Origin of the sequence: Streptomyces polyrhachis, from assembly GCF_042663125.1 — a bacterium.
Classification (GTDB): domain Bacteria; phylum Actinomycetota; class Actinomycetes; order Streptomycetales; family Streptomycetaceae; genus Streptomyces; species Streptomyces polyrhachii.
In genome coordinates this window covers 14117-36249 of record NZ_JBHSZO010000032.1, presented here as the reverse complement: position 1 = coordinate 36249, position 22133 = coordinate 14117, and the positions used below count along the sequence as shown (strand labels likewise).

Here is a 22133-nt window from a genome sequence, read left to right as displayed (position 1 = left end):
ACGTTACCCGCGGGTTAACAAGCGTTGCTGACGGTTGCTCAGGAGCCGCGATGACAGGGCAGTTCGCACCACCCGTACCCCCCGCGGCACCGCGGACCGCCCCGGCCTCCGCCGGTGGCCCGCCCGCACCCCCGGCGCCCGAACTGCGCCGGTACAAAGGCGCCGTCCGCGAGGCCGCCGTGCCCGCGCTCACCGGCGCCGCCGCCCGCGGTTCGCTCGCCGACATCCCCTTCGCCAACGCCGCCGAGGCGCCCGGCGAGTCGGTGCTCGGCCGCAGGCGCGCGGACGGGACGTGGGCGGACGTCAGCGCCGGGGAGTTCGCCGCCGAGGTGCTCGGGCTCGCCAAGGGGCTGATCGCCGCCGGGCTGCGGCCGGGCGACCGGCTGGCGCTGATGTCCCGTACGACCTACGAGTGGACGCTGCTGGACTTCGCGGCCTGGGCGGCCGGCCTCATCACCGTCCCGATCTACCCGACCTCCTCCGCCTTCCAGGCCCGCTGGATCCTCGCCGACTCCGGCGCGGTGGCCTGCGTGGTCGAGGACGTCGAGCAGGCCCGCATGATCAGCGCCGAGCGCGGCCGGCTGCCCTGGCTGCGCCAGCTCTGGCAGCTCGGCACCGGCACCCTGGGCCGGCTCGCCGCCGCCGGCCGCCACCTCCCCGACGCGGTCGTGGGCGAACGCCGGGCGCAGCTCGGTCCGTTGAGCGTCGCCACGGTGATGTACACCTCCGGCACCACGGGCGCCCCGAAGGGCTGCGTCCTCACCCACGGCAACTTCCTCACCGAGGTCGACAACGCCATCGCCCTGCTCCACCCCGTCTTCCGCGAGGTGAGCGCCGAGCCGGCCGCCACCCTGGTCTTCCTGCCGCTCTCGCACGTACTGGGCCGGATGGTCGCCATCGGCTGCCTGCGCGCCCGCGTCCGCCTCGGCCACGCACCGGAGATCAGCGCCGACCGCCTCCGCGCCGACCTGGCGGCCTTCCGGCCGACCTTCCTGGTCGTCACCCCGTACGTACTGGAGAAGGTCTACAACACCGCCCGCGCCACCGCCGAGACCATGGGCCGCGCCGCCGCCTTCGACCGGGGCGCCGCCGTCGCCCGCCGCTACGGCGCGGCGCTGGAGGCGCAGGAGGCCGGCGGGCGCGGACCGGGCCCCGCCCTGCGGCTGCAGCACCAGCTCTACGAGCGCCTCGTCTACCGGCGTATCCGCGAGGCGCTCGGCGGCGCGGTCCGCCACGCGATCTGCGGCGGCTCCCCCCTCGCGCGCGAGCTGGGCCTCTTCTTCGCCGGTGCGGGCGTGCACGTCTACGAGGGCTACGGGCTGACGGAGACCACCGCGGCCATCGCGCTCAACCCGCCGCTGCGCACCCGCTTCGGCACGGTCGGCCACCCGATGCCGGGCACCGCGATCCGGATCGCCGACGACGGCGAGGTGCTGCTGCGCGGCGGGCAGGTCTTCGCCGGGTACTGGGACAGCGAGGCGTGGGCGATCCGCCCGGCGGCGGGCGCGGACGGCTGGCTGCCGACCGGTGACCTGGGCGAGTTCGACGCGGACGGCTATCTGACGATCATCGGCCGCAAGAAGGACATCATCGTCACCTCCTCCGGCAAGAACCTGGCGCCGGGCCCGCTGGAGGACCGGCTGCGGGCGCATCCGCTGGTCAGCCAGTGCCTGGTCGTGGGCGACCGCCGTCCGTACGTGGCCGCGCTCGTCACCCTCGACCCCGAGGGCCTGCGGCACTGGTGCCACATGACCGGCAGGGCGGACACGCAGCCCAAGCGGCTGGCCGAGGACCCGGAGTTGCGCGCGGAGGTGCAGCGCGCGGTGGACGAGGCGAACCTGCTGGTCTCGCGGGCGGAGTCGATCCGCCGCTTCACGGTCCTGCCGGCGGACTTCTCCGAGGGCACCGGCCACCTGACCCCGTCGATGAAGCTGCGGCGGGCCCGGATCCTGCGCGACTACGCCGACGAGGTGGACGCGCTGTACACGTAGCGGGCGCGGGCGGCAGCGGGCGGAAGGCCGCAGGTGGAAAGGCCGCAGGTAGAAAGGCCGCAGGTGGAAGGCCGCAGGTGGAAAGGCAGGAGCCCCGACCGGCCGGTCGGGGCTCCTTGGGTGGTGCTTTCAGAGCGATTCCACTCCGGTCTGGACTCAGACCGGGGTGACGTTCTCCGCCTGCGGGCCCTTCGGACCCTGCGTGACGTCGAAGTTCACCTGCTGGTTCTCCTCAAGGGAGCGGAAGCCAGAGGCGTTGATCGCGGAGTAGTGCACGAAGACGTCGGGGCCGCCGCCGTCCTGAGCGATGAAGCCGAAGCCCTTTTCGGCGTTGAACCACTTGACGGTTCCGGTAGCCATAAGCCCTCCTTGGGCCAAAGGGTTGCCCTGCCCCCAGAACCTGCGCATGCGAAGTCTGAAACGACGAGAGCCCACGGCGTCACATGCTCCGCAGGCTCTGTACTGCAAGGGAAACCAAACTGCAACTTGCGACGGAGCCTAGCATGGGAGGACCGGGGGCGGTAGATCCAATGATCACGGCTTGGTGAACTCGTGTTCGTACGTTCGGAAGGCCCTCGCAGCACCCCCGCAGCATCCTCGTACGGCCCCCGCGCGAGGCCCCCGGGAGCCCCGAAGCGTAGCCTCGTCGGGTGACTGCCACCCCGCACGGACCGACTGGAGCGCCGAGCCGGCCGCGCGTCGGCCACATCCAGTTCCTCAACTGCCTGCCGCTCTACTGGGGCCTGGCGCGCACCGGCACGCTCCTGGACGTCGAGCTGACCAAGGACACCCCCGAGAAGCTCAGCGAGCGGCTGGTCGCCGGTGAGTTGGACGTGGGTCCCGTGACGCTGGTCGAGTACCTGCGCCATGCCGACGAGCTGGTCGCCCTCCCCGACATCGCGGTGGGCTGCGACGGCCCGGTGATGTCCTGCGTGATCGTCTCGCAGCTGCCCCTGGACCGGCTGGACGGCGCCCGCGTCGCCCTGGGTTCGACCTCGCGCACCTCCGTGCGCCTGGCGCGGCTGCTCCTCGCCGAGCGCTACGGCGTCACCCCCGACTACTTCACCTGCCCGCCCGACCTGCGGCTGATGATGCAGGAGGCGCAGGCCGCGGTGCTGATCGGCGACGCGGCGCTGCGGGCCTCCCTCTACGAGGCCCCCGAGTTGGGACTGCACGTCCACGACCTGGGGGCGATGTGGAAGGAGTGGACGGGCCTGCCGTTCGTCTTCGCGCTGTGGGCCGCGCGGCGGGAGTACGCGGCGCGCGAGCCGGCGCTGGCCGCCGACGTGCACCGCGCCTTCCTGGAGTCGCTGGCGGTGTCGCTGGAGGAGGTCGGGAAGGTGGCCGAGCAGGCGGCGCGCTGGGAGGCGTACGACGCGGAGCTGCTGGAGCGCTACTTCACCACGCTGGACTTCCGGCTGGGCGCCGGACAGCTGGCGGGGATCGCGGAGTTCGCCCGCCGGACCGGCGGCGCCGGCGGCTACCCGGCGGACGTACGGGTGCGGATGCTCGGGGAGTGACCCCGGCGGGCCCCCGGACGGCCACCCGGGCACGGGGCGCCGGCCGCGATGCGCGTACGCTTCGAGCAGGACTCCGGGCCGGGGTCCTACGCCGTGCGGAAGGGGCATCGGAGACCGTGGAGAAGACAGCCGCTGACCTGCAGGCCGTGCTCGACCGCGCCGCCGAGGGGGGTCGCATCACCCCCGGGGAGGCCCTGGACCTCTACCGCGGTGCCCCGCTGCACGCGCTGGGCGCCGCCGCCGACGCCGTACGCCGGCGCCGCTACGCGGGCGTCGAGCACATCGCGACGTACATCATCGAGCGGAACATCAACTACACCAACTCCTGTGTGACGGCGTGCAAGTTCTGTGCGTTCTTCGCGCCCCCCAAGAGCGACAAGGTGTGGGTGCGCGAGCTGGACGACATCCTGCGCCGCTGCGCGGAGACCGTCGCGCTGGGCGGCACGCAGATCATGTTCCAGGGCGGCCACCACCCCGACTTCGGCGTGGAGTACTACGAGGAGCACTTCTCCGCGATCAAGAAGGCGTTCCCGCAGCTGGTCATCCACTCCCTGGGCGCCTCCGAGGTCGAGCACATGTCGCGGATCTCCGGCGTCTCCGCCGAGGAGGCGATCCGCCGCATCCACGCCGCCGGCCTGGACTCCTTCGCCGGCGCCGGCGCGGAGCTGCTGCCGGCCCGCCCGCGCAGGGCCATCGCCCCGCTCAAGGAGAGCGGCGAGCGCTGGCTGGAGATCATGGAGCTGGCGCACGGCCTCGGCGTGGAGTCGACCTCCACCATGCTGATGGGTACGGGCGAGACCAACGCCGAGCGCATCGAGCACCTGCGGATGATCCGCGAGGTGCAGGACCGCACCGGCGGCTTCCGCGCCTTCATCCCGTACACCTACCAGCCCAACAACAACGCGCTGAAGGGCCGCACGCAGGCCACCCTCTTCGAGTACCTGCGGATGATCGCCATCGCCCGGCTCTTCCTCGACAACGTGGCGCACATCCAGGGCTCCTGGCTGACGACCGGCAAGGACGCCGGCCAGCTCTCCCTGCACTACGGGGCCGACGACCTCGGCTCGGTGATGCTGGAGGAGAACGTCGTCTCCTCCGCCGGCGCCAAGCACCGCTCCAACCGCATGGAGCTGCTCCACCTGATCCGCGCGGCCGGGCGCACGCCGGCGCAGCGCGCCACCACGTACGAGCACCTGGTCGTCCACGACGACCCGGCCAACGACCCGGTGGACGACCACGTGGTCTCCCACCTCTCCTCCATCGCCATCGAGGGCGGCACCGCGCACCCCGGGCTGAAGCTCATCGACGCGGTCTGAGGCCCTCCCCTCCGTGCGTACGCTCCACGCCGCCGACGCGGTCCGACCCGGCGACGGGACGCGGATCGCCGGCGGCGCCGTGCTCGTCGAGGGGCGGCTGATCGCCGCCGTCGGGCCGTACGGGGAGCTGGCCGCGCCCGGTGTGCGGGTGCGGCGCTGGCCCGGCACCATCGCGCCGGGCGCGGTGCTGGCCGACGGGCGCGACTTCCTGGAGGGCGCCTACCACCCCGATCCGCGCGAGGCCGGGGAGCTGGGGACGGCGCCGCTGACGGGGGACGCGCTGGCCAAGCTGGCGATGGACGACGCCCGTTGGGGCGCGAGCGCGCGGCGCGGGCTGCAGCGGCTGCTGGCGCGCGGCACGGTGCGGGTGGGCGGCGCGCCGCCCTCGCGCCCTGCCGTACGGGAGGCGCTGCGGCGCTCCGGGATGGGCGCGGTGGCGCCGGGCGAGCTGCGGGCGGGGGAGCCGGCGACGTTCGCGGTCTTCGAGGAGGCGGCGGACGCGGGGTCGGATACCGGGCCGCGGTGCGTGGCGACGGTGCTCGGCGGGCGGCTGGTCCACCGGCTGCGCTGAGGTCCAACGGGCGGGTGCGGACTGGGTGTTGGAGCCTTCGGCCTGCCCGCCGCTCCCCTCCGTGCGGGGCGGGCAGGCCGAGGGACCCCGTGACCGGCGCGGAATCCGAGCCCCCGGTTCCGTGCCGTGCCACGAGGCTCGCCCGCCGCCGCGCCGCACGCCATCCCCGGGGGCGGCGGGAACGCGCCTGGCGTAAAGCCGCCATGCGCGGCGGGGCGCCGGGCGCCGGGGCGCGGCCGGGGAACGTCGGACAGGCCCTGGCAGACCGGGGCCCTGCCGCAGGCCGCCGCGGCCCGTAGGCGAGAATGGGCGCGTGACGCGAGCCTCCCTGGAAAAGCAGCCGCACGAAGTCGCCGCGATGTTCGACGATGTCGCCGCGAAGTACGACCTGACCAACGACGTCATCTCGCTCGGCCAGGCCCGGCTCTGGCGCCGGGCGGTCGCCCAGGCCGTCGGCGCCCGGCCGGGGGAGAAGGTCCTCGACCTCGCCGCCGGTACGGCCACCTCCTCGCTGCCCTTCGCGGCCGCCGGGGCCTACGTCGTCCCCTGCGACTTCTCCCTGGGCATGCTGGCCGAGGGCAAGAAGCGCCACCCGCAGCTGCCGCTGACCGCCGGCGACGCGACTCGACTGCCGTTCGCGGACGGGGTGTTCGACGCGGTGACGATCTCCTTCGGGCTGCGCAACGTCCAGGACACCGACGCGGCCCTGCGCGAGATGCTGCGCGTGGTGCGGCCCGGCGGGCGGATCGTGATCTGCGAGTTCTCGCACCCGGTCTGGGCGCCCTTCCGCACCGTCTACAGCGAGTACCTGATGCGCGCGCTGCCGCAGGCCGCCGTCGCCGTCAGCTCCAACCCCGACGCGTACGTCTACCTCGCCGAGTCCATCCGCAGCTGGCCCGACCAGCCGGCGCTGGCCGCCCGGCTGCAGGGCGCCGGCTGGTCGCAGGTCGCCTGGCGCAACCTCACCGGCGGCATCGTGGCCCTGCACCGGGGCCGGCGGCCGCAGGACTGACCGCCGGCTCCCCGGCCGCCCCGCCCCTCCCTCGTACACTGCGATTCGTCCCGACAAGCCACGATCTCCAGGAGCAGCCGTGACCCTCACCGAGCACACCGCCGACGTGATCGTCGTCGGCGCCGGGCCCGCGGGCTCGACGACGGCGTACTACCTGGCCAAGGCCGGCCTGGACGTACTGCTGCTGGAGAAGACCGCCTTCCCCCGCGAGAAGGTCTGCGGCGACGGCCTCACCCCCCGCGCCACCAAGCAGCTCCTCGCCATGGGCCTGGACGTCTCCGAGCAGGCCGGCTGGCTGCCCAACAAGGGGCTGCGCATCATCGGCGGCGGCATGCGGCTGCAGCTGGACTGGCCCGAGCTGGCCGCGTACCCGAACTACGGACTGGTGCGCAAGCGCGAGGACTTCGACGAGCTGCTCGCCCAGCAGGCGGTCAAGGCGGGGGCGCGGCTGTACGAGCGGTGCAACGTCGGTGCTCCCGTGCTCGACTCGCGGACCGGCCACATCACCGGCGTCGAGGCCAAGCTCGGCGAGGAGAAGCGGCCCGTCACCTTCCACGCGCCGCTGGTGGTCGCCGCCGACGGCAACTCCACTCGGCTGTCGCTGGCGATGGGCCTGCACCGCGACGAGAAGCGGCCGATGGGCGTGGCCGTGCGCACGTACTTCAACTCCCCCCGCCACGACGACGACTACCTCGAGTCCTGGCTGGAGCTGTGGGACAAGCGCGGCGCCGAGGACCGGCTGCTGCCCGGCTACGGCTGGGTCTTCGGCATGGGCGACGGTACGTCCAACGTCGGCCTGGGCATCCTCAACTCCTCCTCCGCCTTCAAGGAGCTGGACTGGCGCGAGGTCCTCAAGGCGTGGTGCGCCTCGATGCCGGCGGAGTGGGGCTACACCCCGGAGAACATGACGGGGCCGATCCGGGGCGCGGCGCTGCCCATGGCCTTCAACCGCAAGCCGCACTACACGCGCGGGCTGCTGCTGGTCGGGGACGCGGGCGGCATGGTCAACCCCTTCAACGGGGAGGGCATCGCGTACGCGATGGAGTCGGGGCAGCTCGCGGCGGACGTCATCGTCCAGGCGCACGGGCGCGCCGCGGGGGCGCAGCGGGAGTTGGCGCTGGAGCGCTATCCGCGGGTGCTGCAGCAGACCTACGGCGGTTACTACACGCTGGGGCGTGCCTTCGTGAAGCTGATCGGCAACCCGAAGGTGATGAAGGTGGCGGCGCAGCGGGGCCTGTCGCATCCGGTGCTGATGCGCTTCACGCTGAAGCTGCTGGCGAACCTGACGGACCCGCACGGCGGGGACTCGATGGACCGCATCATCAACGGCCTGACGAAGGTCGCGCCGAACGCGTGAGCCGTGCGTTCGGCGTTTGCGTTGTGGGGGCGGGGCCTCTCCGCGACAACTCCGAAAAGCCATAGGGATTCACTGGCCATCGGTCGATTTGCTGCTCTGCCGGGGGCCTGCGTTGCGGTGCGTCTTTTCGGAGTCGTCGCTCCGGGCCCCTCCCTTGGGCGGGCGGGTACGGGTGCGCTTGGGGGATCCTCCATGAACTAACAGTGCTTATATAAGTGCTGTTACAGTGTGTTCATGGTTGACCCTCAGGTTTCCGACCCCTCGCAGCAGAGTCTCTGGCGGCCACTGCGGCTGCTTCAGGCGGCCCTTGACGCCGAGATCGCGCGTGTCTACGCCGCGCGGCGGATTGAGGGGCTCAAGCCGAGTTCCGTCATGGAGTTGCTGCGGTTGCACGCCCATGGGCCCATGACCATCAAGGAGTTGGCCGAGTCCGTGCAGCTCACGCACTCCGCCGTCAGTCAGAAGGTCGCCGCCATGCGGGCCGGGGGCTGGGTGGAGACCGTCGCGGGGGAGGACGCGCGTACCAGGAAGGTGACGCTCACCGGCAAAGCGCGTGGTGTCGTCGGGCAGTTGGCGGCAGAGTGGCGGGCCACCGAGGCGGCCCTTGCCGAGCTTGAGGCCGAGATCCCCTATCCGCTCTCGCAGGTCGTCGCCGACATCGAGCAGGCCCTCGACCGGCGCAGCTTCCACGACCGGATCGCCGCGAAACTCGCCGAGGATCCCGAATGGGGCTGAGGCGTTCGCTGATCGACGTCAGCCCGCTGCGGTCGTCACCCCCGTTCCGGCGGCTGTGGATCGGGCAGGCCCTTTCCGGGCTCGGCAGTCAGATGACGCTCGTCGCCGTTATGTTCCAGGTCTGGCGCATGACGGAGAGCACCCTGTGGACGGGGGCCGTCGGGCTGGCGCAGGCGGTTCCGGTCGTTGCGCTCGGGCTCTTCGCCGGGGCGCTGGTCGACCGGGTGGACCGGCGGAGGTTCTACCTGGCCATGACCGGCGGGCAGGCGGTGTGCTCCTTCCTTCTCGCGCTCCAGGGCTTCCTCGGGAACGTGCCTGTCGGCGGCGTGCTGGGGCTGGTCGCTATCCAGTCCTGCTTCGTCGCGGGGGGCGGGCCGGCCTCGCGTACCTTCGTCCCCCGGTTGCTGCCGCCGCAACAGCTGGCCGCGGGGCTGGCGTTGCAGCGTGCCTCGTTCCAGGGGGCGATGCTGGCGGGACCGGCGCTCGGTGGCCTGGTCGTGGGGTTGCTGGGAGTGGGGGGCTGCTATCTGGTCGATGCGGTGACCTTCACGGCCGCGCTCTACGGCGCGTTCGGTCTGCCCCGGATGGAGGGGGGAGGGGAGTCGGTACGGCCCGGACTTCGCGGCGTGCGGGACGGGTTGGCGTTCATGGCGCGTACCCCTGTCATCCGGGGGGCGCTGCTCACCGATCTGGCTGCCACCGTGCTGTCGATGCCGGTCAGTCTCTTCCCGCTGGTCAACGAGGAGCGCTTCGGCGGGGATCCGCGGACTCTGGGGCTGTTCCTCACCGCTGTCGCCGTCGGCGGGGTGGCGGCCTCTCTTCTTTCCGGTTCCTTCACCCGGCTCGCGTGTCCCGGGCTCGTCATGCTGGGCGGCTCCGCGACCTGGGGGGCCGCGTTGACGCTGTTCGCACTGTCGTCGGGGCGGTGGGCGCCGTTGGCCTGCCTGGTCGTGGCCGGGGCGGCCGACACCGTCTCGGTGGTCTCGCGGGGCACTGTGATCCAGGCGCACACTCCGCCCGAGCTTCTGGGGCGGGTCGGCGCTGCTGAGCAGATCGTGGGGCAGGCGGGGCCCGACCTCGGCAATCTGCGTGGTGGTCTGGTTGCGGATGTCAGCTCGGGAAGGGTGGCTCTGCTCAGCGGGGGGCTGCTGTGCCTTGCGGCGGTTGCTGTGGTGGGGGCGAGGACGGGGGAACTGCGGGGGACGGCAGGGGGCCGCTTTGCGTTGTGGGGGCGGGGCCTCTCCGCGACAACTCCGAAAAGCCATAGGGATTGACTTGCCATCGGTCGATTTGCTGCTCTGTCGGGGGCCTGCGTTGCGGTACGTCTTTTCGGAGTCGTCGCTCCGGGCCCCTCACTCCGGCGGCCGGCTTCCTGGTGCGCTCGGGGTGCGTTCTCGATCCGGGGCCCTTACTCCGGTCATGGGGTGTCCCCTGCTCGGAGAGCTTGGGGGTGGGGTATCCCCTGCTCGGAGAGCTTGGGGGTGGGGTATCCCCTGCTCGGAGAGCTTGGGGAAGGGTGCGGTCGCGTCGTTGCGTACTCGAAAAGCGCCGAACGCACCCGCGCCCCCTGCGCAAGGCGAATGCCCCGCCCCATCAGACCTTGACGACCTCAACCCCAGGCCCGCAGAGGAGGGTGAGGTCCTCCGGGTCGGACGTGAGGACTGTCGCCGGCCGGGGTGCGTTGCGGGCGAGGGCCGCGAAAGCGGCGTCGGTGGCGTGCTTGTGGCCGTGGAGACCGTGGGACCGCAGCAGCACGGCGGCCTCGTCAGCGACCTTCCTGGTGACGTCGTGGACGTCCACGCGGGAGAGCACCCATGTGATGCGGGCGGGGTGGATCTGTTCGTAGTCGGCCTCAAGGGCGGTCATGGCGCTGGTGGCCACCCGAACGCCCTCCTCCGCCGCTGCCTGGAGGAGGGCCACGACAGTCCGGTCCTTGCGGTAGAGCTTCGACAGACCCTCGCTGTCGAGCAGCAGGGTGCCGGGCATCAGGCGGCGGCCTCGCCGGTCTGCCGGTGGTCATGGCGCAGCAGTGCGCGAGCCGCCTCGATCTCCTCGCGGGTGAGCTCGTCGTTGTCCGTCTCGAAGTCGGTGACGATCTGCCGGAGTCGGTCCATGGCGATCTTCTGCTCCAGTGCTTCGGCGACATAGGCGGAGAAACCGCCTGAACCCACCTGGGACCGGACGGCCGTGGCGAGCTCCTCGGGCAGGCTGATCGAGTATTTCTTGCTACCACTCATGGCTCCAATCCTACCGGCAGTAGGAAGATGGGGCTCGGTTCCCAAGGAGGCGGCGTGGAACGACCTCGGGCCCCGTGCCGTCGTACGACGGCACGGGGCCCGCAGTCTGAGGTGTCCGGGGGAGGGTTTTAGAGGACCCGGACCGCTGAGCTCGGCATGTAGTACGACATCTCCTGGATCACGACGCCCTTCGAAGGGTTCGCCGCGTCCAGGTACTTGCCGCCGCCGAGGTAGACCGCCACGTGGTACGCCGAGCCGACGCCGCCCCAGAAGAGCAGGTCGCCGGGGCGGGCCTCGGAGACGGGGATCTGGGTGCCGGCCGTGGACTGGGCCGCCGCCGTGCGCGGCAGCGAGATGCCGATCTGGCGGAACGCCGTCTGGGTCAGGCCCGAGCAGTCGTACGCGGAGGGGCCTGTGGCGCCCAGCACGTACGCCTTGCCGACCTGCGCCTGCAGGAAGCCGAGCAGGGTGCCGACGCTGCCGGAGGCGGTGGCGGGGGCGGCGGTCACGGTGGCGGTGGCCGCCGGGGCGCCGAGGTTCGCGCGGGCCGTCGAGCGCGAGGCCGCTGCCGCCTCGGCGCGCTCGGCGGCCGCCTCGCGGGCCTTCTCCGCCTTGCGGGCCTCCTCGGCCTTGCGGGCCTTGAGCGCCGCCTTGAGCGCCGACTCCCGGGCGTCCTGCGCCTCGGAGCCCACGGCGGTCAGGAACGCGGTCTGCTGCATCGCCTCGACGCCCTCGCGCACGGTCTGCGTGAGTGCGGGGAGTTCGGTGGTGGCGTCGAGGGCGGGGAACTCCGCGGTGGTCTCGGACGCCGTCTCCGCCGCGGAGGCGGGGGCGGCCGCGGCCACCAGGGTCACGAGGGCGCCACCGGCGACCCCGGTGCGCAGGGCCCGGAGCGGGGCCGGGCCGCGGCGGGGCTTCCGGTGGCTGGGTATATGGGTTTTCAGTGTCTTGGAGGACATAGCCACCGTTGCTATCAGGGCCAAAGGTGCACTTTCAACCAAGGTGGAATGCCTCACGTTCGGTTCCTTCGCGGAACCAATCGGACGTATCGACCGTCCTTCGCGCTCCGGCGCGGAGGCGGGGCGGCCGGCCGATCACGGGGCTGGGCACGGGATTTACCGGACGGGGGCGTTGCGGGGGGCCGGCTAGCACTCCGTCCGGGGGACTCAAGCCGGTGGGCGCTGCCGCGAATTGACGCCCTTTCCGGTGTGGTCGAGGTCACGGTACGTATCGTGCATGTCCGACATGCGGTCGGGTAGCCGCGAGTGCTGGGGTGGAGGCTCAGGTGGCGTCGGGGACGTAAGGGAGGAAAAGCCTTGTTTGTTCCTTAATGCTGCCCAACCCCCCACGGCGCGCTAACACTTCGGCGCGTCCAGCGCTAATTTGCGCAAAGTGGAAGTCACTTGATAGTGGCGTCCGCCTTAAGCCACCCCTCTGACCTGCCTCAACACCCTTGAATGTCACCGAAGGTGATCATCGCGCCGCTTGCCGCAAGATCTACCGTCCTGACAGCAAAGATGACCATCCGCCAGGTGGTAAAGATCACAAACTAGTTGGCGCCCCCCGTGTCGCAGATCACAAGTACAGGGGCATAGGATGCGTCCCACGCGGGCTTGTGAACTGCCTCACATGAGCACGATCTTCGCGGTCACGGCGACGGACCGCACGAGGCGGGCGGGGCTCGTGCCGAAGGCCGACAGCAGTCATCGAAGACTGAGAGGAGCGAGGCACCCGTTGTGAACGCCTACACACCGATCCTCGTGCTGGGGGGCATCGCGGCCGGGTTCGCGGTCTTCTCCGTGATCATGGCCGCGATCATCGGGCCCAAGCAGTACAACCGGGCCAAGCTCGACGCCTACGAGTGCGGCATCGAGCCCACTCCGCAGCCGGTCGGCGGCGGCCGGTTCCCGATCAAGTACTACCTCACGGCGATGCTCTTCATCGTCTTCGACATCGAGATCGTCTTCCTCTACCCCTGGGCCGTCTCCTTCGACGCCCTGGGGATGTTCGGGCTCGTGGAGATGGGTCTCTTCGTGCTGACGGTCTTCGTCGCCTACGCCTATGTCTGGCGCCGTGGGGGCCTGGAATGGGACTGACCCGCAAGACGAGGGCTAGGGATATCTGATGGGTATCGAAGAGAAGCTGCCCAGCGGCTTTCTGCTCACCACCGTCGAGCAGGCCGCGGGCTGGGTGCGCAAGGCGTCCGTCTTCCCGGCGACGTTCGGACTGGCCTGCTGCGCCATCGAGATGATGACCACCGGCGCCGGCCGCTACGACCTCGCCCGCTTCGGCATGGAGGTCTTCCGCGGCTCGCCCCGCCAGGCCGACCTGATGATCGTCGCCGGGCGCGTCAGCCAGAAGATGGCGCCCGTGGTGCGGCAGGTCTACGACCAGATGCCCAACCCCAAGTGGGTCATCTCCATGGGGGTTTGCGCCTCCTCGGGCGGCATGTTCAACAACTACGCCATCGTGCAGGGCGTCGACCACGTCATCCCGGTCGACATCTACCTGCCCGGCTGCCCGCCGCGCCCCGAGATGCTGCTGGACGCGATCCTCAAGCTCCACGAGAAGATCCAGCACTCCAAGCTCGGCGTGAACCGCGAGGAGGCCGCCCGCGAGGCGGAGGCCGCCGCGCTGGCGGCCCGGCCGACCATCGAGTTGAAGGGGCTGCTGCGGTGAGCGGGGCACAGGGCAACGGGGTCGACCCGGAGAAGGAGCTGAGCGCGCAGAACCTCCCCGGCCAGCGCGGCGGCGCCGGCGAGGAGATCCGCGTCCAGCGCGGCATGTTCGGCGCCAACAACGGTGGGGACACCTCCGGTTACGGCGGCCTGGTCCGCTCGGTGCGGCTGCCGGGGGCCTCCCAGCGGCCGTACGGCCCCGCCGGCGAGGACGGCTCGGGCTACGGAGTCTTCGACGAGGTCGCCGACGAGCTGGAGGGCGCCCTCGACGAGCAGGGCCTCGTCCCGGAGAACGCCATCGAGAAGACCGTCGTCGACCGCGGCGAGCTGACCTTCCACATCGACCGCGAGCACCTGCCGCAGGTCGCCCGCACCCTGCGCGACGACCCGGCCCTGCGCTTCGAGCTGTGTACGGGCGTGAGCGGCGTGCACTTCCCCGGGGACAAGGGCCGCGAGCTGCACGCCGTCTACCACCTGCGCTCGCTCACCCACAACCGGCTGATCCGGCTGGAGGTCAGCGCCCCGGACGACGACCCGCGCATCCCCTCCCTGGTCGCCGTCTACCCGACCAACGACTGGCACGAGCGCGAGACGTACGACTTCTTCGGCATCGTCTTCGAAGGCCACCCGGCGCTGACGCGGATCATGATGCCGGACGACTGGCAGGGCCACCCCCAGCGCAAGGACTACCCGCTCGGCGGCATCCCCGTCGAGTACAAGGGCGCCCAGATTCCGGCCCCCGACCAGCGGAGGTCTTACTCCTGATGAGCGCTGAACAGACAGAGCGGGCACACGGGCACGCCCCCCACCGCGACACCACCGAGGGCAAGGTCTACACCGTCACCGGCGGCGACTGGGACGAGGTCGTCCAGGCCGCGTCCGCCCGCCGCGCCGACGACGAGCGCATCGTCGTCAACATGGGCCCCCAGCACCCCTCCACGCACGGCGTGCTGCGGCTCATCCTGGAGATCGACGGCGAGACGGTGACCGAGGCCCGCTGCGGCATCGGCTACCTGCACACCGGGATCGAGAAGAACCTGGAGTACCGCACCTGGACCCAGGGCACCACCTTCGTCACGCGCATGGACTACCTGACCTCGTTCTTCAACGAGACCGGGTACTGCCTGGCGGTCGAGAAGCTCCTGGGCATCACCGACGACATCCCCGACCGCGCCACGCTCATCCGCGTCCTGCTGATGGAGCTCAACCGGCTCTCCTCGCACCTGGTGTGCATCGCCACCGGCGGCATGGAGCTGGGCGCGACGACGGTCATGATCTACGGCTTCCGCGACCGCGAGATGATCCTCGACCTCTACGAGCTGATCACCGGCCTGCGGATGAACCACGCCTACATCCGCCCCGGCGGCCTCGCCCAGGACCTGCCGCCCGGCGCGGTGGACGCGGTCCGCGAGACGGTCAGGAAGCTCCGCAGGAACCTGAAGGAGTACGACCAACTCGCCACCGGGAACCCGGTGTTCAAGGCCCGCATGCAGGACGTCGGCCACCTCGACCTGGCCGGCTGCCTCGCCACCGGCGCCACGGGCCCCATCCTGCGCTCCGCCGGCCTCCCGCACGACCTGCGCAAGTCGGACCCGTACTGCGGCTACGAGACCTACGAGTTCGACGTCCCGACCACCGACACCTGCGACTCCTACGGGCGTTACCTGATCCGCCTGGAGGAGATGCACCAGTCGCTGCGGATCGTCGAGCAGGTCCTCGACCGGCTCGCGCCCGGCCCGGTGATGGTCGGCGACAAGAAGATCGCCTGGCCCGCGCAGCTCGCCCTGGGGCCCGACGGCCTGGGCAACTCCCTGGACCACATCAAGAACATCATGGGCACCTCCATGGAGGCCCTGATCCACCACTTCAAGCTGGTCACCGAGGGCTTCCGGGTCCCGCCCGGCCAGGCGTACGCGGCGGTCGAGTCGCCCAAGGGCGAACTCGGCGTGCACGCCGTCAGCGACGGCGGCACCCGCCCCTACCGGGTCCACTTCCGCGACCCGTCCTTCACCAACCTGCAGGCCATGGCGGCGATGTGCGAGGGCGGCCAGGTCGCCGACGTGATCGTCGCGGTGGCGTCCATCGACCCCGTGATGGGAGGCGTCGACCGGTGAGCACCGAAGTCGCCCTGGGCATGCCGCAGCTCCCCGCCCCCGACTACCCGGCCGAGGTCCGCGCCCGGCTGGCGGCCGACGCGGCCGAGATCGTCGCCCGCTACCCCGACAGCCGCTCGGCGCTGCTGCCGCTGCTGCACCTGGTGCAGGCGCAGGAGGGGTACGTCTCGCGCACCGGCGTCGGCTTCTGCGCCGAGACGCTGGAGCTGACCACCGCCGAGGTCACGGCGGTCGCCACCTTCTACTCGATGTACCGCCGCCGGCCGGGCGGGAAGTACCAGGTCGGTGTCTGTACGAACACGCTGTGCGCGGTGATGGGCGGCGACGCCATCTACGCGGCGCTGAAGGACCACCTGGGCGTCGGCGGCCACGGCGAGGGCGACACCACCGAGGACGGCCAGGTCTCGCTGGAGCACATCGAGTGCAACGCGGCCTGCGACTTCGCCCCCGTGGTGATGGTCAACTGGGAGTTCTTCGACAACCAGGACATCGCCTCCGCCAAGCGCCTGGTCGACGACCTGCGCGCCGGCGCCGAGGTCCGCCCCACCCGAGGCGCGCGGCTGTGCGGCTTCAAGGAGACCTCGCGCATCCTGGCCGGCTTCCCCGACCAGCGCGAGGGCGCGGTCGCCGAGGGCGGCGGCGCGGGCCCGGCCTCGCTGGCGGGGCTGCGGCTGGTCAAGGGGCCGGCCCGGGGGGCCGACAAGGGCGCCCGTCCGGCCGAGGTCGTCGCGCCGCGCACCGCGTCCCGTACCGCGTCCCGCACCGAGGAGGAGGAGTGATGTCGGTGGCTACCGAGGAGGGCGGCACCGCCCGCTCCGGCGCTCCGGGCGCCGCCGACGGCGGGGCGGACAAGCTGCTCTCGCCCGTGCTCTCGGCCTTCTGGGACGAGCCGGAGCCGTGGAAGCTGGCCACGTACCTGCGCCACGAGGGCTACCTGGGGCTGCGCAAGGCCCTCGCCATGCAGCCCGACGACGTCATCGCGTACGTGAAGGACTCCGGTCTGCGCGGCCGGGGCGGCGCGGGCTTCCCCACCGGCATGAAGTGGCAGTTCATCCCGCAGGGCGACGGCAAGCCGCACTACCTCGTCGTCAACGCCGACGAGTCGGAGCCGGGCACCTGCAAGGACATCCCGCTGCTCTACGCCAACCCGCACTCCCTCATCGAGGGCATCGTCATCGCCTGCCACGCGATCCGCTCCCAGCACGCCTTCATCTACCTGCGCGGCGAGGTCGTGCCGGTGCTGCGCCGGCTGCACGAGGCGGTGCGCGAGGCGTACCGGGCGGGCTACCTGGGGAGCGACATCCTGGGCTCGGGCGTCGACGTGGAGCTGACGGTGCACGCGGGCGCGGGCGCGTACATCTGCGGTGAGGAGACGGCGCTGCTGGACTCGCTGGAGGGCCGGCGCGGGCAGCCCAGGCTGCGTCCGCCGTTCCCCGCCGTCGAGGGCCTCTACGCCTGTCCGACCGTGGTCAACAACGTCGAGTCCATCGCCTCGGTGCCCGTGATCATGCAGCGGGGCAAGGACTGGTTCAAGTCGATGGGCACGGAGAAGTCCGCGGGCTTCACCCTCTACTCGCTCAGCGGGCACGTCGCCCGCCCCGGCCAGTACGAGGCGCCGCTGGGCATCACCCTGCGCCAACTCCTGGACCTGGGCGGCGGGATGCGGCCGGGCCACCGGCTGAAGTTCTGGACGCCGGGCGGCTCCTCCACGCCGATGTTCACCGAGGAGCACCTCGACGTACCCCTGGACTACGAGGGCGTGGGGGCGGCCGGGTCGATGCTCGGCACCAAGGCGCTGCAGTGCTTCGACGAGACCACCTGCGTGGTGCGCGCGGTGACCCGCTGGACGGAGTTCTACGCCCACGAGTCCTGCGGCAAGTGCACGCCGTGCCGGGAAGGCACGTACTGGCTGGTGCAGTTGATGCGCGACATCGAGGCGGGCACGGCGTCGATGGGCGACCTCGACAAGATCGCCGACATCGCCGACAACATCAACGGCAAGTCCTTCTGCGCGCTGGGCGACGGCGCCGCGGCGCCGATCTACTCCTCGCTGAAGTACTTCCGCGCGGAGTACGAGCGGCACATCACCGAGAAGGGCTGCCCCTTCGACCCTGCCAAGTCCACCCTGTGGGCCGATTCGGAGGCGACCGCATGACCGTCACAGCCCCATCCGGGCCGGCCTCCTCCGGGGAGGCACTGCCGCCCGACCACGTGACGCTGACCGTCGACGGAGTCGAGATCAGCGTCCCCAAGGGCACCCTGGTGATCCGCGCCGCGGAGCAACTGGGCATCGAGATCCCGCGCTTCTGCGACCATCCCGCCCTGGACCCGGCCGGCGCCTGTCGGCAGTGCATCGTCGAGGTCGAGGGCCAGCGCAAGCCGATGGCCTCGTGCACCATCACCTGCACCGACGGCATGGTGGTCAAGACGCAGCTGTCGAGCCCCGTGGCCGAGAAGGCCCAGCGCGGCGTGATGGAACTGCTGCTGATCAACCATCCGCTGGACTGCCCGGTCTGCGACAAGGGCGGCGAATGCCCCCTGCAGAACCAGGCCATGTCCCACGGCCAGTCCGACAGCCGCTTCGAGGGCCGCAAGCGCACCTTCGAGAAGCCGGTCGCGATCAGCACGCAGGTGCTGCTCGACCGCGAGCGCTGCGTGCTGTGCGCGCGCTGCACCCGCTTCTCCAACCAGATCGCCGGCGACCCGATGATCGAGCTGCTGGAGCGCGGGGCGCTGCAGCAGGTGGGCACGGGGGAGGGCGACCCCTTCGAGTCGTACTTCTCCGGCAACACCATCCAGATCTGCCCGGTCGGCGCGCTCACCTCCAAGGCGTACCGCTTCCGCTCGCGCCCCTTCGACCTGGTCTCCTCGCCGAGCGTGTGCGAGCACTGCGCGGGCGGCTGCGCGCTGCGCACCGACCACCGGCGCGGCAAGGTCATGCGGCGCCTGGCGGCGGACGACCCGGCGGTCAACGAGGAGTGGGTCTGCGACAAGGGCCGCTTCGGCTTCCGCTACGCGCAGCTGCCCGACCGGCTCACCACTCCGCTCGTACGGGACGGCAACGGTGTGCTGCAGAGCGCCAGTTGGCCCGAGGCCCTCGACGCCGCCGCGCGCGGACTGGCCGGTGCGCGCGGCCGCAGCGGAGTGCTCACCGGCGGCCGGCTGACGGTCGAGGACGCCTACGCCTACGCCAAGTTCGCCCGCGTCGCACTCGACACCAACGACATCGACTTCCGGGCCCGCGCCCACTCCGCGGAGGAGGCGGAGTTCCTGGCCGCCCGGGTCGCCGGACGCGGTCTCGACCTGGACGGCGAGGGGCTGAGCCACGGCGCGCTGGAGCAGGCGCCCGCGGTGCTGCTGGCCGGTTTCGAGTCCGAGGAGGAGGCGCCCGGCGTCTTCCTGCGGCTGCGCAAGGCGTGGCGCAAGCACGGCCAGCGCACCTTCAGCCTGGCCACGCACACCACCCCGGGACTGGCGAAGGCCGGCGGCACGCTGCTGCCCGCCGGGCCCGGCACCGAGCCTTTGTGGCTGGACGCGCTGATCGCCAACGAGGAGCTGGGCGAGGACGGTTCGCGCGCCGCGACCGCACTGCGCGAGCCCGGCGCGGTGATCCTGGTCGGGGAGCGGCTGGCGGCCGTGCCCGGCGGGCTCAGCGCCGCCGCCCGGCTGGCGGACGCCACCGGCGCCGCCCTGGCGTGGATCCCGCGCCGGGCGGGGGAGCGGGCGGCGATCGAGGCCGGGGCGCTGCCCGGGCTGCTGCCCTACGGGCGGCCGGCCACCGATCCGCAGGCCCGCAGCCAGACGGCGGCGGCCTGGGGCCTGGCGGCGCTGCCCGCCGGGCACGGCCGCGACAGCGGGCAGATCCTCGCCGCCGCGGCGGCCGGGGAGCTGGGCGCGCTGCTCGTGGCCGGCGTCGAGGTCGCGGACCTGCCCGAGCCGGGCCTGGCCCGCGAGGCGCTGGAGAACGTCGGCTTCCTGGTCAGCCTGGAGCAACGGCCCAGTGAGGTCACGGAGTTCGCGGACGTCGTGCTGCCGGTCGCGGCGGTCGCCGAGAAGGCCGGCACCTTCCTCAACTGGGAGGGCCGCGCGCGGATGTTCGAGGCCGCGCTCAAGCCGGACCAGATGACCCGCAGCCTCTCGCCCGCCGACCATCGGGTACTGACGATGCTGGCCGACGCTATGGACGTACACCTGGGTTTGCCTGATGTACGTACCGCGCGCACGGAGTTGGACCGCCTCGGCGTCTGGAGCGGGCCGCGGCCCGCCACGCCGACCGAGGTGGCCCGCCCGCTGCCCGACCCGCGGGCCGGGCAGGCGGTGCTCGCCGGGCACCGCCTGCTGCTGGACAACGGGCGCCTGCAGCAGGGCGACGAGGCGCTGGCCGGCACCCGCCACGCCGCCGTCGTCCGCCTCTCCCCGGCCACCGCGCAGGAGACCGGCGTCAAGAACGGCGACGCCCTCGCGGTCACCGGCCCGCTCGGCTCGGTGACGCTGCCGCTGCGGGTGACGGCGGAGATGCCCGACCGGGTGGTCTGGCTGCCGCTGCAGTCCACCACCCCCGGGACGGCCGCCGCGACGGGCGCCCGCAGCGGTGAGGTCGTCGACGTCCGCGCCGCCACCGCAGCCCAGACGGAGGTGACCAAGTGACCGGACTCACCCGGCTCGCAGCCACGGAGGACCTGACCCTCTTCGGCCAGGACAGCTGGTGGCTGGTCCTGCTCAAGGCGGTCTTCTGCTTCGCCTTCCTGATGGGGATCGTCCTCGTCTCGATCGTCTTCGAGCGCAAGATCGTCGGCTGGATGCAGCTGCGCATCGGCCCCAACCGCCACGGCCCCTGGGGGCTGCTGCAGTCCCTCGCGGACGGCGTGAAGCTGATGCTGAAGGAGGACATCAACGTCACCAACGCCTCGAAGGCGGTCTACGTCCTCGCGCCGATCATCGGCGCGGTGCCCGCCTTCATGGCCATCGCGGTGATCCCCTTCGGGCCCCCCGGCAACGAGATCTCGATCTTCGGCGAGCGCACCACCATGCAGCTCACCGACCTCCCCGTGGCGATGCTCTTCGTCCTGGCCACCGCCTCCGTCGCCGCCTACGGCGTGGTGCTCGCGGGCTGGGCCTCGGGCTCGACGTACCCGCTGCTGGGCGGGGTGCGCGCCACGGCGCAGGTGATCTCCTACGAGGTCGCGATGGGCCTGTCCTTCGCGGCCGTGTTCATGTACGCGGGCTCGATGTCCACCTCCACGATCGTCGCCGCGCAGGAGGAGCGGTGGTTCGCCGTGCTGCTGCCGGTCTCCTTCGTGATCTACCTGGTGGCCATGGTCGGCGAGGCGCACCGCGCGCCCTTCGACATGCCGGAGTCCGAGGGCGACCTGGTCGGCGGCTTCAACACCGAGTACTCCTCGATCAAGTTCGCGCTCTTCATGCTCTCCGAGTACGTCCACCTGGTGACCGTCTCGGCCATCGCGGTGACGCTCTTCCTCGGCGGCTGGCGCGCGCCCGCCCCGGTCAGCACCGTGTGGGAGGGCGCCAACCACGGCTGGTGGCCGATGCTCTGGTTCACCGCCAAGCTCTGCGGGCTGATCTTCTGCTTCGTCTGGATCCGCGCCGCGCTGCCCCGGGTGCGCTACGACCAGTTCATGAAGCTGGGCTGGAAGGTCCTCATCCCGGTCTCGCTGGTCTGGCTGATGCTGGTCGCCACGGTCCGCGCACTGCGTAACGAGGACTACGACATCCAGCAGATCGTGCTGTACGTCGGCGGGGTCGTCGGGGTGCTCCTGGTGGCCTCCTTCGCCTTCGACGCCTTCCGCCAGCGCGGGGAGCAGGAGGCGCAGGCCCGCGAGGCGGCGGAGAAGAAGGACTTCGACCCGATGGCCGGCGGCTTCCCCGTACCCCCGCTGCCCGGCCAGCACCTGCCCCCCGTGCCGCGCAGGCCCGCGCGCCACCCGCGTGAACTCGTCGCCACGGGCGGCCCCGAATCGGAAGGCAAGGAGGCGGACGGTGTCTGACGCGCGAACCCCGGGCGGCAAGCCCAAGCGGCTCAACCCCGTCGCCGGCTTCGGCGTGACCTTCAAGGCCATGTTCAAGAAGCGGCTGACGGAGCAGTACCCGGAGTACAAGAAGCCCACCGCGCCCCGCTTCCACGGCCGCCACCAGCTCAACCGGCACCCGGACGGGCTGGAGAAGTGCATCGGCTGCGAGCTGTGCGCCTGGGCCTGCCCGGCCGACGCGATCTACGTGGAGGGCGCGGACAACACCGAGGAGGAGCGCTACTCGCCGGGCGAGCGCTACGGCCGCGTCTACCAGATCAACTACCTGCGCTGCATCCTGTGCGGGCTGTGCGTCGAGGCGTGCCCGACCCGGGCGCTGACCATGACCAACGAGTACGAACTGGCCGACTCCTCCCGCGAATCGCTCATCTACACCAAGGAGGAGCTGCTCGTGGGTCTGACCGAGGGCATGGTCGACTCCCCGCACGCGATCTTCCCCGGGATGACGGAGAAGGACTACTACGCGGGCCTGGTCGCCGAGGCCGCTCCGGGCACGGAGCAGCAGGCGGCGGTGTCCAAGGGCGAGCAGCCGGTGGGGGGGTGCTCGTCATGACA

General features: G+C 71.7%; 21 protein-coding genes. 17 read left to right on the top strand and 4 right to left on the bottom strand.

Translation table 11 applies throughout. The features are described from left to right. The first annotated feature begins 50 nt into the window (after positions 1-50). Positions 51-1991 carry an AMP-dependent synthetase/ligase gene (locus ACFQLX_RS19380; RefSeq protein ID WP_386416897.1) on the top strand — a complete coding sequence of 647 codons (1941 nt, stop codon included), beginning with the start codon at positions 51-53 and terminating at the stop codon, positions 1989-1991. A gap of 156 nt (positions 1992-2147) precedes the next feature. Here the strand turns inward: ACFQLX_RS19380 and ACFQLX_RS19375 are convergent, their stop codons facing one another. Further along, positions 2148-2351 carry a cold-shock protein gene (locus ACFQLX_RS19375; RefSeq protein WP_003984261.1) on the bottom strand — a complete coding sequence of 68 codons (204 nt, stop codon included), beginning with the start codon at positions 2349-2351 and terminating at the stop codon, positions 2148-2150. Positions 2352-2641: 290 nt separating this feature from the next. Here ACFQLX_RS19375 and ACFQLX_RS19370 point away from each other — a divergent pair, with 290 nt between their 5' ends. The 7 genes from ACFQLX_RS19370 (at position 2642) to ACFQLX_RS19340 (ending at position 9776) form a co-directional block, all read left to right on the top strand. Beyond that, a complete protein-coding gene (locus tag ACFQLX_RS19370) occupies positions 2642-3511 on the top strand; it encodes a menaquinone biosynthetic enzyme MqnA/MqnD family protein (RefSeq protein WP_386416895.1) in 870 nt (289 codons plus the stop codon). A gap of 116 nt (positions 3512-3627) precedes the next feature. Then, positions 3628-4827, top strand: a complete 1200-nt coding sequence (gene mqnC / locus ACFQLX_RS19365) for a cyclic dehypoxanthinyl futalosine synthase (RefSeq protein ID WP_386416893.1) — start codon at positions 3628-3630, stop codon at positions 4825-4827. A 13-nt stretch (positions 4828-4840) separates the two neighbouring features. Then, positions 4841-5398 carry an imidazolonepropionase-like domain-containing protein gene (locus tag ACFQLX_RS19360; RefSeq protein WP_386416891.1) on the top strand — a complete coding sequence of 186 codons (558 nt, stop codon included), beginning with the start codon at positions 4841-4843 and terminating at the stop codon, positions 5396-5398. Between the two features lie 313 nt (positions 5399-5711). Beyond that, the gene (locus tag ACFQLX_RS19355; RefSeq protein WP_386416889.1) at positions 5712-6410 is read left to right on the top strand and encodes a demethylmenaquinone methyltransferase; all 699 of its coding nucleotides are present in this window, start codon (positions 5712-5714) and stop codon (positions 6408-6410) included. Between the two features lie 79 nt (positions 6411-6489). Then, on the top strand, positions 6490-7767 hold the full coding sequence (locus ACFQLX_RS19350) for a geranylgeranyl reductase family protein (protein ID WP_386416888.1): 1278 nt from the start codon (positions 6490-6492) through the stop codon (positions 7765-7767). A 234-nt stretch (positions 7768-8001) separates the two neighbouring features. Further along, a complete protein-coding gene (locus ACFQLX_RS19345) occupies positions 8002-8502 on the top strand; it encodes a MarR family winged helix-turn-helix transcriptional regulator (RefSeq protein ID WP_386416887.1) in 501 nt (166 codons plus the stop codon). After that, entirely contained in the window at positions 8493-9776 is a 1284-nt protein-coding gene (locus ACFQLX_RS19340) for an MFS transporter (protein WP_386416886.1), read from the top strand. The genes ACFQLX_RS19345 and ACFQLX_RS19340 overlap by 10 nt, the downstream gene beginning before the upstream one ends. A gap of 319 nt (positions 9777-10095) precedes the next feature. On the opposite strand, the gene ACFQLX_RS19335 is transcribed toward ACFQLX_RS19340, so the two are convergent. From ACFQLX_RS19335 to ACFQLX_RS19325, 3 genes are all read right to left on the bottom strand, one after another. Next, positions 10096-10488 (bottom strand): DNA-binding protein, encoded by a 393-nt coding sequence (locus ACFQLX_RS19335; RefSeq protein ID WP_386416884.1) that lies wholly within the window; start codon positions 10486-10488, stop codon positions 10096-10098. Beyond that, positions 10488-10739: a hypothetical protein gene (locus ACFQLX_RS19330; protein ID WP_386416882.1), complete on the bottom strand. Its 252-nt coding sequence runs from the start codon at positions 10737-10739 to the stop codon at positions 10488-10490. The genes ACFQLX_RS19335 and ACFQLX_RS19330 overlap by 1 nt, the downstream gene beginning before the upstream one ends. A 128-nt stretch (positions 10740-10867) precedes the next feature. Further along, positions 10868-11698, bottom strand: coding sequence for a C40 family peptidase (locus ACFQLX_RS19325; protein WP_386416880.1), 831 nt, complete (start codon positions 11696-11698; stop codon positions 10868-10870). A gap of 777 nt (positions 11699-12475) precedes the next feature. On the opposite strand from ACFQLX_RS19325, the gene ACFQLX_RS19320 reads away from it, so the two are divergent. Genes ACFQLX_RS19320 through nuoI form a run of 9 tightly spaced genes read left to right on the top strand, consistent with a single transcriptional unit; the run spans position 12476 to position 22131 of the window. Next, entirely contained in the window at positions 12476-12835 is a 360-nt protein-coding gene (locus ACFQLX_RS19320; RefSeq protein ID WP_386416878.1) for an NADH-quinone oxidoreductase subunit A, read from the top strand. A gap of 28 nt (positions 12836-12863) precedes the next feature. Continuing rightward, on the top strand, positions 12864-13418 hold the full coding sequence (locus ACFQLX_RS19315) for a NuoB/complex I 20 kDa subunit family protein (protein WP_386416877.1): 555 nt from the start codon (positions 12864-12866) through the stop codon (positions 13416-13418). After that, entirely contained in the window at positions 13415-14182 is a 768-nt protein-coding gene (locus ACFQLX_RS19310; protein WP_386416875.1) for an NADH-quinone oxidoreductase subunit C, read from the top strand. Before ACFQLX_RS19315 ends, ACFQLX_RS19310 begins: the two co-directional genes overlap by 4 nt. Beyond that, entirely contained in the window at positions 14182-15531 is a 1350-nt protein-coding gene (locus ACFQLX_RS19305) for an NADH-quinone oxidoreductase subunit D (protein ID WP_386416874.1), read from the top strand. Before ACFQLX_RS19310 ends, ACFQLX_RS19305 begins: the two co-directional genes overlap by 1 nt. 20 nt (positions 15532-15551) lie before the next feature. Further along, the gene (nuoE, locus tag ACFQLX_RS19300; RefSeq protein WP_386416969.1) at positions 15552-16310 is read left to right on the top strand and encodes an NADH-quinone oxidoreductase subunit NuoE; all 759 of its coding nucleotides are present in this window, start codon (positions 15552-15554) and stop codon (positions 16308-16310) included. Continuing rightward, positions 16310-17686 (top strand): NADH-quinone oxidoreductase subunit NuoF, encoded by a 1377-nt coding sequence (gene nuoF, locus ACFQLX_RS19295; RefSeq protein WP_386416872.1) that lies wholly within the window; start codon positions 16310-16312, stop codon positions 17684-17686. The genes nuoE and nuoF overlap by 1 nt, the downstream gene beginning before the upstream one ends. After that, positions 17683-20178 carry an NADH-quinone oxidoreductase subunit G gene (locus tag ACFQLX_RS19290; protein ID WP_386416870.1) on the top strand — a complete coding sequence of 832 codons (2496 nt, stop codon included), beginning with the start codon at positions 17683-17685 and terminating at the stop codon, positions 20176-20178. The genes nuoF and ACFQLX_RS19290 overlap by 4 nt, the downstream gene beginning before the upstream one ends. Further along, positions 20175-21536: an NADH-quinone oxidoreductase subunit NuoH gene (gene nuoH / locus ACFQLX_RS19285; RefSeq protein ID WP_386416868.1), complete on the top strand. Its 1362-nt coding sequence runs from the start codon at positions 20175-20177 to the stop codon at positions 21534-21536. Before ACFQLX_RS19290 ends, nuoH begins: the two co-directional genes overlap by 4 nt. Next, positions 21529-22131 carry an NADH-quinone oxidoreductase subunit NuoI gene (gene nuoI / locus ACFQLX_RS19280; protein WP_386416866.1) on the top strand — a complete coding sequence of 201 codons (603 nt, stop codon included), beginning with the start codon at positions 21529-21531 and terminating at the stop codon, positions 22129-22131. Before nuoH ends, nuoI begins: the two co-directional genes overlap by 8 nt. Positions 22132-22133: the final 2 nt, after the last annotated feature.